The sequence below is a fragment of the Syntrophomonas wolfei subsp. wolfei str. Goettingen G311 genome (assembly GCF_000014725.1).
Taxonomy (GTDB): domain Bacteria; phylum Bacillota; class Syntrophomonadia; order Syntrophomonadales; family Syntrophomonadaceae; genus Syntrophomonas; species Syntrophomonas wolfei.
In genome coordinates this window covers 2,220,577-2,233,589 of the sequence record NC_008346.1, presented here as the reverse complement: position 1 = coordinate 2,233,589, position 13,013 = coordinate 2,220,577, and the positions used below count along the sequence as shown (strand labels likewise).

Genomic DNA, 13,013 nt, shown 5'->3' with positions numbered 1-13,013 from the left:
TTTTACTACTATTAATTTGCTTAAGTATGCTTGGCTGTGAGGATAGCTCACTCCCACCCGAACAGTCCGATCTACGAGAATATAGCCGGGAGAATTTCATTATGAATACCCTGGTCACTATACGGGTTTATTCGTCTGATCCAGCACTGGGGAAAAGGGCTTTGGCAGAGGCTTTTGCCGAATTTCAAAGGATAGATAAATTATCTAACCGCTTTGCAGAAAAAAACCTGCCTCATCCTGAGCTCAGTGATGTTTACCGGGTAAATAAGAATGCAGGTTTAAAGCCGGTAAAGGTTAGTGACGATACTCTGGCTATGCTCGATAGAAGCCAGTATTTTGCCGGCTTATCAGAGGGAGCCTTTGATGTTACGGTGGGGCCATTGATGGATCTCTGGGGTTTTGGAAAGGAGCACTATCAGATCCCCTCGGCAACGCAATTGGAATCCGCGTTAGCATTAGTCGGATATAAGCGGATCTTAATCAATGAAACAGAAAAGACGGTATTTCTAACGGAAAAGGGTATGGAAATCGATTTGGGTGGGGTTGCTAAAGGATATGCTACTGATATGGCGGTACAAAAGCTCCGGCAAATAGGCATTAAGTCAGCCATAATAAACGCTGGAGGCAGTATATATGCCCTGGGCTTAAAACCAGATGGATCACCCTGGCGAACGGGTATTCGAGATCCTCGTGATGCGGATAAAATTATTGCTGTTTTAGAGGTTAAAGATGCGGCGGTGGTAAGTTCCGGAGATTATGAACGCTATTTCATCAGAGATGGAGTACGTTATCATCATATTCTGGACCCAGTTACAGGTCAACCGGCTCGAAAGCTAATCAGTAGTACCATTGTAGCTCCTCAGGCTACAGATGCCGACCTACTCTCTACCACTATATTTGTACTCGGTTCCAGCGAAGGGAAGAAATTAATAGGGGAAATGCCCAATACCAGTGCAGTATTGGTAGACGATTCGGGAGTTATTAATTGCAGTACAGAACTGGCTGAGCAGATTGAATTTATAGAAGATACAGGATATCAAGTTTCAGGCAATATTTAAAGTTGATTCCACTGCTGAATTTCCAGCTGGCCTGATAATTTCATGTACTTTATTAGTTCTCTTAATATAAGTCCAGTAAGAAAACCAGTAGGTATAGACGAAAGCAGCATAATAGGAAGATAGTAGAAAATACCGCTGTGTTTAATTAGTAGTGCGGCCATAGCCAATTGTCCCAGGTTATGAGCAGCAGCCCCACCTATACTGATTCCCACGAGGCTAAAGCCACGGTCATAATGGTGAAATATGGGGGGGAGCAGAAATAATAAGATAGCCATAAAACAAGTGGAGGTTATAGCCCCGGCAAAACTCAAAAAGAAGGCTATATTAAATATAGTGCCACTTAGCAGGGAACCAAGCATGGTTCGTAGAAATGCAATTAAGAATGCAGTTTTGAAATCAAAAAGAACTAAAGCCAATAAGGTGACAATATTCGCCAGACCCAACTTAACGCCGGGAATTGGAAAGGGTATGGGAATAAGGGCTTCAAATAGGTGGAGAATTATGGCCAGGGACAACAAAACTGCAATAATAGTTTGCTTTCTTAAGGACAACAGAATTTCCTCTCCTTAATGTGAAATGGCGTCAAGCGATTCTTTATCCGGTGATATTTTAATAATAACCCGATTAGGGATACAGGCAACTACCTGCCCAGGCCGATCAATCCAACCGGTTTTCGTGCAATAATGTCCCGGGCAAGGGGAAGATTTCATACGGATAGCGCCAGGTTTTACTTCCACTACACTGGTACCCAGGGGACCGGGAACTTTAATAAAGTGTTTGCTGATGGATTCATCAAGCTTTAGCTGGACAACGATATCTCCGTTAACCGAAATAACTGCTGTCAATGGGACATTTTCCCGGTAAGCCAGAAAAAAACCCCAATAGCTGAACAGAACCAGAGCCAGTACTACACCAATAAGAATTTTATTAGCTTTATTCATGGTAAATTCCTTTTCTCCGAATTGAGTCTAATATTCTCATTTTAGTAATTTGCTTAATTATTGACAAGAAAGAGAATGCAACACCAAAATCGCCTAATAAGGTATAGCAGGCTATTTAGTTTTATGTCAAGCAACTATAAGGGTATACCCGGAAAACAGCAAGATGGGGAATAGCGGTAACAAAGGGTGAATAATCGTGAACCTTATGCAAAAATTTCTCGATAGGTTTTCTCTTTATGATTTAATTATCATAGCTTTGTTGGCAGCTTTGGGGATTGCCACCAAATCGATAATTGTTCCCCTGGCCCATATTATTACCGGCCCCTTCTTCATCCCCTCCGGGGCTGTGGCTGGCGGCTTTTATATGATGTGGCTGGTTCTGGGCTTTGGCATTACCGGGAGAAGGGGTACTATGACCCTTATAGGTCTGGTGCAGGCTATCCTGGTAATAGCTACCGGTATAGTTGGTTCTCACGGAGTTATCAGTTTGCTGACCTATACTATGCCGGGAATTTTGGCTGACCTGGGGTTGTTTTTGATTGGCCACCGGGTTTGTTGCCTGCCTTGTTCCTTTCTTGCAGGCCTTCTATGCAATATTACCGGCACTATTATGGTTAATTTGGTATATTTCCGTCTTCCTTTAATTCCATTGGTCTTGAGCTTGAGTATAGCTGCTCTGTCCGGTGGCTTAGGTGGAATGCTGGCATTCAAAATTTTGGAACAGATAAGAACATTTCAAAATCGGGACCAGAATGTCAGCTCTAATCAATAGTAAACTGAGGTGCTAATTGGGGTGGAATCATGTAATGAGGCGGTAGTGGTTCAGGATCTAACTTATCAATATCACGCAAGTGGACCTTTCATTCTTAGAGATATAGATTTCCGGATAGACCGAGGCGAAGTCGTAGTGATTACAGGTTTAAGCGGCTGCGGCAAGAGCACCTTGTGTCTTTGCATAAGTGGGCTTATTCATCACCATCGTAATGGGGTAATAAGCGGGAAAATAATCCTGAATGGCAAGGATACAAGGGGAATGAGGGGACCGGATCTGGCTTTGGAAGTAGGCATGGTTTTCCAGGACCCTGATACCCAGCTTTTTTCACCTACGGTGGAAGATGAGATTGCTTTTGCTCCGGAGAACCTGTGCCTGCCACCAGAGCAGATACAGGAGAGGGTAAATAATGTGATTGATACCTTGGGGCTGGCCGCCTTAAGACATGCCAATCCCTATTATTTGTCAGGCGGGGAGAAACATCTGGTGGCTCTGGCGGCAGTCTTAGCCCTGGATCCGCCGGTCTTGATTCTAGATGAAGTCCTGTCCCAGCTAGATAGCCTGGGGAAAAAAAGGGTGATAACGACCCTGGAAATATTGCGTGATAAGGGAAAGACTATTATTGCCGTAGAGCATAATTTGGAAGCGCTTGCTTTTGCCGATCGCTTCATGGTGCTTGAGGCTGGAAAAATAATCCGCTTTGACCGAACGGAAAAAATATTGGCGGATCAAGATTTGTTAATGACCAGAAGGTTAATCTGAAAAGTGAGGAGTAAGTGGTGTTTTTAGAACTGAGACAGGTAGCCTTTTCTTATCCTCAAAAAACCAGTCCTGCCGTGATAGGGATTAACCTGAGCTTAAAAAAGAGTGGCATAACTGCTATTGTCGGTCCTAATGGCAGCGGCAAAAGCACCCTGACCAAGTTAATGTTAGGGATTTTACCAGCTAGCGAGGGGCAGATCTATCTGGAAGGGCGTAATATAACGGAATATTCGTTGGCAGAAGTCGGCCGTCAAATCGGTTATGTTTTTCAGAATCCCGACCTGCAGCTTTTTTGTGCTAGTGTAGCGGAAGAAATAGCTTTCGGACTGGTCAACCAGGGTTGCGATGTAGCAACATTGGAGGAAAGAGTAAACTTTTACCTGGATTATTTTGAACTGGCTGCTTACCGGAAAAGCTTCCCATTACACTTAAGCCAGGGAGAAAAACAGCGATTGGCCATAGCGGCTGTTTTAGCCAATGAACCTGAATTCTTAATTTTGGATGAGCCTACTAACGGATTGGATGCTTATCGTAAAAGACTTCTGGAAGAATATCTGCATAAGGTAGCTGAGCTGGGCCGGGGAATACTGTTAGTTAGTCATGATATCGCTTTTGTTGATAGGATGGCAGAGCGGATTATAGTTCTGGCAAATGGACAAATTCAATCGGATAGCAATCAGAGGGGAGAAGGCTATCTATGCTATTAGATCCCCGAAGCAAAATGATAATGGTTATATGTATTTCCAGTCTAGCTTTGATCTATAATACCCCGGCTCGACTTCTTCAGCTTCTTCTGGTTACGCTAGTACTACTATTTATTTTTAGTTTTAATCTGAGGGTAATTGCCGGTTACCTTAAACCTTTTATATTCTTGATGTTTTTTCTTTTTGTAGTACAGAGTATTTTTTCGCCAGGGGATAGGGTAATTCTATCCTTAGGACCAGTATCCCTGATAAGTATCGAAGGTGTTCTTGCAGGAGCCACTGTAGTTTTACGCTTGCTTGTTATTACAGCAGCTGCCATGCTTTTCACTACTTTTAGTTCCCGGGACTTTATCCTGGGGTTGGTTCAGTGGAAAGTTCCTTATGAAATAGCCTTTATGGTATCCACCGCCCTGCGTTTTTTACCGCTTTTTCGGGATGAATTGAAAAATGTGCTTACAGCCATACAATTAAGGGGAGTTGATTTAAAAAAGGTGCCTTGGAGAAAAAAGATGGTGATGTATCGACGTTTGACTTTTCCTGTGGTATATAGAAATATGCTGAAAGCAGAACAATTGGCGATAGCGATGGAAGCTCGAGCTTTCAGGGCTTACCCCCAACGTACTTATCTTAGACAACTCAATTTGCAGAGGGTTGACTATGTAGTAATACTGGTTTCCCTGCTCGTTACTTTCATCCTTATAATGCGCTACATTGGCTAAAAGCATTATTATGCTTGGCGGCATTTGGAGGTTTGACCTCCTATTATTTTTGGCATAAGCAGCACGATGGTATGAATGAGGTAAGTGGTGAAAATGGATGGAAGGATAGAACTAATAGATGTAACGAAAGAATACAAGCATGCTGGAAGTCCTCCGGTAAGTGCATTGAACTGTGTTAACCTGAGCATCCGGCAAGGTGAATTTGTGGGGATGGTTGGCTTAAACGCTTCGGGAAAAACAACTCTGGCCCGGATGTTGAATGGGCTAATTTTACCCAGCAGGGGTAAGGTTCTGGTAAATGGGCTGGATACTGCTGATCTTGCTCAGAAGAAAGAGATTCGACGGCTGGTGGGAATGGTTTTTCAGAATCCTGATAACCAGATTATTAACCCTATTGTTGAGGAAGAGGTGGCGTTTGCTGCGGAGAATCTTAATCTATCTCCGGCCGAAGTACGCAGAAGGGTTGACTGGGCGTTAGAAGTATCAGGATTGGCGGATTTGCGCCATCATGCTCCCCAAATGCTTTCCGGGGGACAGAAGCAAAGGCTGGCAGTAGCTGCTGTTTTGGTTATGCAGCCTTCCTACCTGGTGCTGGATGAACCGACCTCTATGCTGGATGAGGACGGAAGGTACGAACTAATAAAAACACTGCAAGATCTGAACTGGCATCAACGGCTAAGTATTATTATGATATCACATCGTATGGAAGAAGTAGCTCCGGCAGAACGGATAATCGTTCTTCATCAGGGGACTGTGTACCTGGACGGTCCTCCTGCGGAGGTCTTCCGCTCCCCGAGATTTGCGCTGGCTGGCTTGAAGCCCCCGCCTATCGCCAGGCTAACCAATAATTTGCTCCGGCAGGGGCATCAAATCGATGACAGAATTGTTACTTTAGAGCAAATGGTGGAATTCTTATGCCGGTAATTGAGACGAAGGAATTGACCCATATCTATTTAACTGGAACCCCCTATGAAAAAAAAGCTTTAAACCAAGTATCTCTATCTATAAATAAAGGTGAGTTGTTTGGAATCATTGGAGCCAATGGTTCAGGTAAATCCACCCTTATTCAGCACTTCAACGGCTTGTTGACTCCTAGTTACGGAACTGTACGAGTGTATGGAGAGGATACATCAAATAGATCCTACCGCAATAAGTTATGGAAAAAAGTTGGTCTGATGTTTCAGTTTCCCGAACAACAGCTTTTTGCCAGTACAGTTTTTGACGAGCTGGCTTTTGGGCTTAAGAATATGGGTTTGGAGGGTCGGGAGATAGAGAACAGGGTTGAGGAGGCCCTGCTTCAAGTTGGCTTGAACCCAAAGGAGGTTATTAAGGTACCGCCGCTGGGATTAAGTGGGGGTGCCCGTCGTCAGGTAGCTTTAGCCTGTATCCTGGCCATGCGCCCGACCATCCTGGTTCTGGATGAACCGACCGCTGGTGTTGACCCCTCTGCTAGCGAACATATCTTAAAGGCTATCAAAAAAATACAGCGGGAACAGCAAGCTACGGTAGTTATGGTTTCTCATTATGTTAACGATTTGATTTTCCTGGCGGATAAACTGGCTTTTCTCAAAGAGGGTAGACTACTGAGCTATGGAGACAAGAAGACGGTTTTTAGAGATATGGCTCTATGGGATATGAATAATCTAATCCTTCCGGAACATTTAAAATTAATGCATCACCTGGCAGCTTACGGGCTACCGGTGAACACCGAAATATTAACCCTGGAAGAGGCTGCTACGGAAATAAGCAGAGTGATGGAGGAGTGGGCCAGGTGCGAGAGATGATTACAGGTCAATATATTATGGGGGACTCTATCATTCACTGCCTGGATCCGCGTACTAAACTAATTGGCTGTCTGGTACTGATTGTCGTTGCTGTCTGGCCCCGGCAGACAATTACGATACTGCTGTTTAACCTGGCTTTTATTATTATAGTCATATATTTTGCTGAGGTAGGAGTTGGCAGAGTATTGCGCGGTCTCCGGTCATTAAAGCTTATATTCCTTCTTACATTTATTTGTCAGGTTTTTCTTACTCGGGGAGATCCCCTTTGGAACTGGGGAAGTATAGTAATTACCAGGCAGGGTATCGACTTGGGCATAAACACTTTTTTGCGATTGGTAATATTATTCTTGAGCGCCAGTCTCTTAACCATGACTACCTCTACCCTCAAAATTTCAGCTGGGCTCGAATCCTTGCTTTCCCCATTAAAATCCTTGCGTTTCCCGGTACAGCAGTTTGCCATGATAATAAACATTGCCCTGCGTTTTATTCCCACCATCACCGAGGAAGCGGAGCATATAGTTCAAGCCCAAAAATCCAGAGGGGCCCAGTTTGATTCTGGCTCATTATCCATCCGCTTGCGAACCGTAATGGCACTGTTAATTCCCCTTCTAGCTGCTTCTTTGCAGAGAGCCACCGACCTGGCTTGGGCTATGGAAAGCAGGTGTTATACTAGCGATGGTCAGAATTATAGCAGGGTGCACAAGTTGCATTTTGCTCAGAGAGATCTTATTGCCATGGGGGTAATTTCCATTTTTTTATTATTAGCGATTTTATAGCTGGAAGCTCTAATTAAGAAAAAGATGGTCAACTACTCCAACCGAAATCTGACTAAATGCGGTGGCTTAAAAGTATAAAAATGCTTGTGGAGCTAGTCGTTTTTACCAATTACACTTTAAATAATTTTGCTTGAATTTGACAATTTAAGTGCCATAGGATACAATTATTAAGCCTTGTTCTTATATATCTCCTTTTTGGGGGAAGCTAAGTCCAAGAGTATTTTTCCGAAAAGGGGAAATTGTAATGTTCGAAGACAAATATCTGGTATGTAAAGACTGTGGTAGCGAGTTTTTGTTCTCTGCGTCAGAACAAGAGTTTTATGCCGAAAAAGGGTTCGAGAATGAACCGGGCCGCTGTCCTGATTGCCGAAGGGCACGCAAACAACAGCGCAACGATTTCGGACGCTCCCGTTCCCGGGAAGACCGTCCCATGTTCAAAACCGTATGTGCAGCCTGTGGGCAACAGACTACTGTTCCTTTTGAACCTAGCGGTGATAGACCGGTTTATTGCCGGGAATGCTTCCAGGGACGGCAGAGCCGCAACAATTATAGCTACAGATAGGGGCATCCATCTAAGAAAAACGCTCGTAAAAGTGAAGATGCAATGTGAAAAGGGTATTCCTTCAAGGAATGCCCTTTTTGATCGTACAAAACCTTCCCTTTCTTCCCATTAAAAACACTTCATCTTTTGTCTTTCGCCATCCATTTTGGCATATATTATTATTGATTGTACTGCAAAAAGTTATTAATATGCATTAGTGCGCATCCCGAAGGGTGTGTAGGGAACGACCCCCGTGTCGTTCCGAATCAGGCGCAACAAACCCAATAACGACCGAAGGGTATTATTGTGGCGGTCTTCGATCGGCCGCTTTCAGCTTCGCCAATGCTCGCTTTGTATATTTATGTAACCCTTAGGCAACAAAAGGAGTTTTTGCAGTGGAGTCTATTATTGATTGTTTTGCAAAACCTCTTTTGGTATTACCTAGTCAATTGGGCAGGGCTTATCTGTGCTTTGCTCAATATATTCAGGACTAGCTAATGGAAAAATGACTTTTTGCCTTGCCGCCAAATTTGCTATTATTGAGTTAAATAGCTATCATATCGTTAATCGTAGTAGTATGAAGTATCATACGGGGGGAGGAATCACGGCTATTGTTGTGGCTCAGATGAATGCTGTACTACATATGGGATTGGACATCGGTTCAACTACGGTAAAAGTCGTAATACTGGATGATAAGGACCGGATGTTATACGCTTGCTATAGAAGGCACTATGCTCGGGTAAAAACCACTATCAGCAATTTAATTAGAGATGCATATAAGCGGGTGGGGAACAGGCCTTTGACCGTGATGGTTACCGGTTCGGCCGGAATCTCCCTGGCCAGGTGGTTGGAACTGGGTTTTTTACAAGAAGTGATAGCCTGCCACCAGGCCATTGAAAAATTCATTCCGGGAAGCGATGTCGCTATAGAATTAGGTGGGGAAGATGCCAAGATTACCTTTTTAACCGGCGGTCTTGAACAGAGGATGAACGGCACCTGTGCCGGGGGGACAGGTTCTTTTATCGACCAGATGGCGGTTTTGCTGGAAACGGATGCGGCTGGCTTGAACGAACTGGCTTCTCGCCATAAGGTTATTTATCCCATCGCTGCCCGTTGTGGTGTCTTCGCCAAGAGTGATATTCAGCCCTTGCTCAATCAAGGTGCAGCTCGGGAGGATATTGCTGCATCCGTATTACAATCGGTAGTTAATCAGACCATCAGCGGTTTAGCCTGTGGCAAATCCATCCGGGGAAGGGTGGCCTTGCTGGGGGGACCGCTGTATTTTCTGCCGGAGTTGAGGAAAAGATTTCAAGAAACCCTGCAGCTTAAGGATGAGGATATTATCTTTCCGGATGAGGCTCAATTCTTTGTGGCGAAAGGTGCAGCACTGGCCTCTAAAAAGGAAACGGAAATTTATTTTAACGACTTGCTGGAAAGGCTGCCGGGGTTAGAGCAGGCTCAGGCTCAGGAAATATGGAGGCTGGAGTCTTTGTTTGCCAGCGAAGCGGAACTCCAGGCTTTCCGGCAAAGGCATGCCCGCTACCGGGCTTCCCGCCAGGAACTGGAATCTTTTCGGGGTGATTGCTTCCTGGGTATAGATGCGGGCTCTACCACCACCAAGGCGGCCTTGATTGATAATGAGGGGAATTTGCTCTATTCCTATTATGGAGGCAATCAGGGCAGCCCGGTGCAATCGACGGTAAAAATACTGGAGGATCTCTACCGACGCTTACCGGCTGGTGCCAATATTGTAAATTCTGCCGTTACCGGTTATGGGGAAGGCTTGATAAAAGCCGCTTTATCGGTTGACCTGGGAGAAGTGGAAACTATAGCCCATTTCACCGCAGCCGAGTTCTTTCAGCCAGGGGTCAACTTTATCCTGGATATCGGGGGGCAGGATATGAAATGCCTGCACATTGAAGACGGGGTTATTGAGAGCATTATGCTTAACGAAGCTTGTTCTTCCGGTTGTGGCTCTTTTATTGAAACTTTTGCCCATTCCTTGAATATGGGGGTGGAGGATTTTGCTGTACAGGCTCTGCGGGCCGAATCTCCGGTAGACCTGGGTTCCCGCTGCACAGTATTTATGAATTCGCGGGTGAAACAGGCACAGAAAGAAGGAGCAACGGTGGGCGATATTTCTGCCGGTCTTTCCTATTCGGTAATAAAAAACGCTCTGTTCAAGGTTATTAAAATAAAGAACTCCGCTGAGCTCGGTGAAAAAATAGTGGTCCAGGGAGGAACCTTTTACAATGAAGCGATTCTGCGCAGTCTGGAGCTGGTAACGGGAAGGGAAGTTGTCCGGCCTGATATAGCAGGATTAATGGGAGCTTTTGGGGCGGCCCTTATTGCTCGTAACAAGTACCACAAGGCTTATGCCACTACTCTCTTGAGCCGGGATAAATTGCTAGACTTTTCTATCCGAACCTCCACCCGCCGCTGCTCGGGCTGTGAAAACCAGTGCCTGCTTACTATTAACCGCTTTCGAGATGGAAAACGCTTTATTTCCGGTAATCGCTGTGAAAAAATGCTAGATAATAAGAAGAATAAGGACATCCCCAATCTCTACGACTATAAACTACAGAGGCTTTTCCATTATGAACCATTGGCTGAGGAGCAGGCTAAAAGGGGCACTATCGGTTTACCCCGGGTTTTGAATATGTATGAAAACTACCCCTTCTGGTTTACCTTTTTTACCCAATTGGGCTTTAGGGTCGAACTGTCACCCCTGTCCTCACGGGGAATATATGAGCTGGGAATTGAGACTATACCATCGGAGTCCGCCTGTTATCCGGCCAAGCTGGTGCATGGTCATATTGCGGCCCTGGTAAAGCAGGGAATAAAGAATATCTTTTACCCTTGTATCAGCCGGGAACGCCAGGAAAAGGGAGAAGCCGACAATCATTTCAATTGTCCTATGGTTATCTCCTATCCGGATGCTATTAAGAATAATATGGATGTATTGAGAGAAAAGCATATCCGCTTTATGAATCCCTTTTTGCCCTATGATAACCAGGACCGCTTAATTACCAGGCTTTTTGAAGAGCTAGGTGATTTTGGCATAAGCAAAAGGGAAATAGCCCGGGCGGTTCGGGCTGCCTGGAAGGAAGACGAATGCTTCAAGGAGGATATCAGGAAAAAAGGGGAAGAGGTTCTGGCCTACCTGGAGCAAACGGGTGGCCGGGGAATAGTATTGGCCGGCAGACCTTATCATTTAGATCCGGAAATTAACCATGGCCTGCCCAATATGATTACCTCCTTCGGCATCGCGGTGCTGAGCGAGGATGCTGTAGCTCATCTGGGCTCAGTGCAGCGACCACTGCGAGTGGTGGATCAGTGGATGTATCATTCGCGCCTATATACTGCGGCCAGTTTTGTGGCCGAAAAACAAAATCTGGAACTGGTACAGCTCAATTCCTTTGGCTGTGGCCTGGATGCTATTACTACCGACCAGGTACAGGAAATTCTGCAGGCTGCAGGTAAGATTTATTCTTTACTAAAAATCGATGAAGTAAATAACCTGGGAGCGGCCAGGATTAGGATGCGTTCTTTGCTGGCGGCTCTGGAGGAAAGGGATAAGAACGGCTTTATACCGGACAGAATCAGCCCGGCAACACCCAGGATAGCATTTACCCGCCGGATGAAGAAGAAACACCATATCCTCTGCCCGCAGATGTCCCCCATCCACTTCGAGTTTTTTGAAGAGGCCTTGCGAGCTGAAGGCTATAATTTTGAGGTACTTTCCGCGGTGGATCAGATTACGGTGGATGAGGGTTTAAAATATGTCAACAATGATGCCTGTTATCCCTCCATTATGGTCATTGGCCAGTTGTTACAGGCCCTTCAGTCAGGAAAATACGACCTTAAGCATACTTCAGTAATGATTTCCCAGACCGGTGGAGGCTGCCGGGCTACTAATTACATAGGCTTGTTGCGTAAGGCTTTAAGAGACGCCGGCCTGGGCCATATACCAGTTATTTCTTTAAACCTGGCCGGGATGGAAAAAAACCCGGGTTTTAAAATAAACCGCAGGTTGATGCAAAAGCTGGCCTGGAGCCTGGTTTACGGGGACCTCTTAATGCGGGTATTACACCGGGTAAGGCCCTATGAAAAAATTCCGGGTTCAGCTAATATGCTGTATCGTAAATGGAATAAGCGTTGCCGGGAGCAGATTGCCCAGGGGGATAGAGGGGCCTTCAGCGAAAATATCCGGGGTATAGTCCGGGAATTCGACCATATCGAAATAGCTGATATCGTGAAGCCACGGGTAGGCGTAGTAGGGGAAATACTGGTCAAGTATCATCCTGAAGCCAACAACAATATAATCAATGTCTTGGAAAGGGAAGGTGCGGAGGTAATAGTGCCGGATATGCTGAACTTTTTCCTCTATTGTTCCTACGATGATATTTTCGATTACCAGTACCTATCAGGGAAAAAGAGACAGGAGCTTTCCGGGAGGATGATGATAAACTACCTGGAAAAGCAACGCTCGGAAATGATAAGCTGCCTGGAAAAGAGCGAACGCTTTTCAGCGCCCCAGTCTATCTACCATATGGCGAAATTAGCCAGTAAGATTATCTCATTAGGGCATCATACCGGAGAAGGATGGTTTTTAACCGCAGAGATGGTAGAGTTGATTGAAAGTGAGGTCCCCAATATTATCTGTGTGCAGCCCTTTGCTTGCCTGCCCAACCATGTAACGGGCAAGGCTATGATAAAGGAATTGAGAAGGAACTACCCGCAGGCTAATATTGTAGCAGTAGATTATGATCCTGGAGCCAGCGAAGTAAATCAGTTGAACCGTATCAAGCTGATGCTCACCGTGGCCTTCAAGAATCTGCAATCAGCTCAAGGAGACAGCTCTCTTGATAGTATTTTATCTGCCAGTGAATTAAATATGCAGTTATCTTGAAAGGGTACTAAGAATTTATAAAACCCCATAATTATGATATATAC

At 45.1% G+C, this 13,013-nt stretch carries 12 protein-coding genes; 10 read left to right on the top strand and 2 right to left on the bottom strand.

Annotated features, from left to right (window positions below):
• The first annotated feature begins 26 nt into the window (after positions 1-26).
• Complete coding sequence (locus SWOL_RS10105; protein WP_207635289.1) at positions 27-1,058, top strand: FAD:protein FMN transferase; 1,032 nt, start codon at positions 27-29, stop codon at positions 1,056-1,058.
• On the opposite strand, the gene SWOL_RS10100 is transcribed toward SWOL_RS10105, so the two are convergent.
• A complete protein-coding gene (locus tag SWOL_RS10100; protein ID WP_155814306.1) occupies positions 1,055-1,573 on the bottom strand; it encodes a Gx transporter family protein in 519 nt (172 codons plus the stop codon). The genes SWOL_RS10105 and SWOL_RS10100 overlap by 4 nt on opposite strands.
• A gap of 51 nt (positions 1,574-1,624) precedes the next feature.
• Positions 1,625-1,999, bottom strand: coding sequence for a NusG domain II-containing protein (locus SWOL_RS10095; protein ID WP_011641344.1), 375 nt, complete (start codon positions 1,997-1,999; stop codon positions 1,625-1,627).
• Positions 2,000-2,204: 205 nt separating this feature from the next.
• Between SWOL_RS10095 and SWOL_RS10090 the strand changes: the two genes are divergently transcribed.
• From SWOL_RS10090 to SWOL_RS10050, 9 genes are all read left to right on the top strand, one after another.
• The gene (locus SWOL_RS10090) at positions 2,205-2,771 is read left to right on the top strand and encodes an ECF transporter S component (protein WP_041428014.1); all 567 of its coding nucleotides are present in this window, start codon (positions 2,205-2,207) and stop codon (positions 2,769-2,771) included.
• Between the two features lie 21 nt (positions 2,772-2,792).
• On the top strand, positions 2,793-3,533 hold the full coding sequence (locus tag SWOL_RS10085) for an energy-coupling factor ABC transporter ATP-binding protein (RefSeq protein WP_011641342.1): 741 nt from the start codon (positions 2,793-2,795) through the stop codon (positions 3,531-3,533).
• A gap of 17 nt (positions 3,534-3,550) precedes the next feature.
• Positions 3,551-4,240: an energy-coupling factor ABC transporter ATP-binding protein gene (locus SWOL_RS10080; RefSeq protein WP_011641341.1), complete on the top strand. Its 690-nt coding sequence runs from the start codon at positions 3,551-3,553 to the stop codon at positions 4,238-4,240.
• A 14-nt stretch (positions 4,241-4,254) separates the two neighbouring features.
• Positions 4,255-4,956: an energy-coupling factor transporter transmembrane component T family protein gene (locus tag SWOL_RS10075; RefSeq protein ID WP_207635288.1), complete on the top strand. Its 702-nt coding sequence runs from the start codon at positions 4,255-4,257 to the stop codon at positions 4,954-4,956.
• Between the two features lie 93 nt (positions 4,957-5,049).
• Positions 5,050-5,880, top strand: a complete 831-nt coding sequence (locus tag SWOL_RS10070; RefSeq protein WP_011641339.1) for an ATP-binding cassette domain-containing protein — start codon at positions 5,050-5,052, stop codon at positions 5,878-5,880.
• Complete coding sequence (locus tag SWOL_RS10065) at positions 5,871-6,740, top strand: ATP-binding cassette domain-containing protein (protein ID WP_011641338.1); 870 nt, start codon at positions 5,871-5,873, stop codon at positions 6,738-6,740. Before SWOL_RS10070 ends, SWOL_RS10065 begins: the two co-directional genes overlap by 10 nt.
• The gene (locus SWOL_RS10060) at positions 6,737-7,516 is read left to right on the top strand and encodes an energy-coupling factor transporter transmembrane component T family protein (RefSeq protein ID WP_011641337.1); all 780 of its coding nucleotides are present in this window, start codon (positions 6,737-6,739) and stop codon (positions 7,514-7,516) included. Before SWOL_RS10065 ends, SWOL_RS10060 begins: the two co-directional genes overlap by 4 nt.
• A gap of 244 nt (positions 7,517-7,760) precedes the next feature.
• Complete coding sequence (locus SWOL_RS10055; protein ID WP_011641336.1) at positions 7,761-8,078, top strand: zinc-ribbon domain containing protein; 318 nt, start codon at positions 7,761-7,763, stop codon at positions 8,076-8,078.
• 604 nt (positions 8,079-8,682) lie between these two features.
• The gene (locus tag SWOL_RS10050) at positions 8,683-12,969 is read left to right on the top strand and encodes a 2-hydroxyacyl-CoA dehydratase (protein WP_011641335.1); all 4,287 of its coding nucleotides are present in this window, start codon (positions 8,683-8,685) and stop codon (positions 12,967-12,969) included.
• The last annotated feature ends 44 nt before the right edge of the window (positions 12,970-13,013 follow it).

Excerpts from the sequence above, each read along its gene's own strand:
- SWOL_RS10090 (WP_041428014.1), top strand. The coding sequence starts at position 2,205 with ATGCAAAAATTTCTCGATAGGTTTTCTCTTTATGATTTAATTATCATA.
- SWOL_RS10065 (WP_011641338.1), top strand. The coding sequence starts at position 5,871 with ATGCCGGTAATTGAGACGAAGGAATTGACCCATATCTATTTAACTGGA.
- SWOL_RS10050 (WP_011641335.1), top strand. The coding sequence starts at position 8,683 with ATGAATGCTGTACTACATATGGGATTGGACATCGGTTCAACTACGGTA.
- SWOL_RS10070 (WP_011641339.1), top strand. The coding sequence starts at position 5,050 with ATGGATGGAAGGATAGAACTAATAGATGTAACGAAAGAATACAAGCAT.
- SWOL_RS10055 (WP_011641336.1), top strand. The coding sequence starts at position 7,761 with ATGTTCGAAGACAAATATCTGGTATGTAAAGACTGTGGTAGCGAGTTT.
- SWOL_RS10060 (WP_011641337.1), top strand. The coding sequence starts at position 6,737 with ATGATTACAGGTCAATATATTATGGGGGACTCTATCATTCACTGCCTG.
- SWOL_RS10075 (WP_207635288.1), top strand. The coding sequence starts at position 4,255 with ATGATAATGGTTATATGTATTTCCAGTCTAGCTTTGATCTATAATACC.
- SWOL_RS10095 (WP_011641344.1), bottom strand. The coding sequence starts at position 1,999 with ATGAATAAAGCTAATAAAATTCTTATTGGTGTAGTACTGGCTCTGGTT.
- SWOL_RS10105 (WP_207635289.1), top strand. The coding sequence starts at position 27 with ATGCTTGGCTGTGAGGATAGCTCACTCCCACCCGAACAGTCCGATCTA.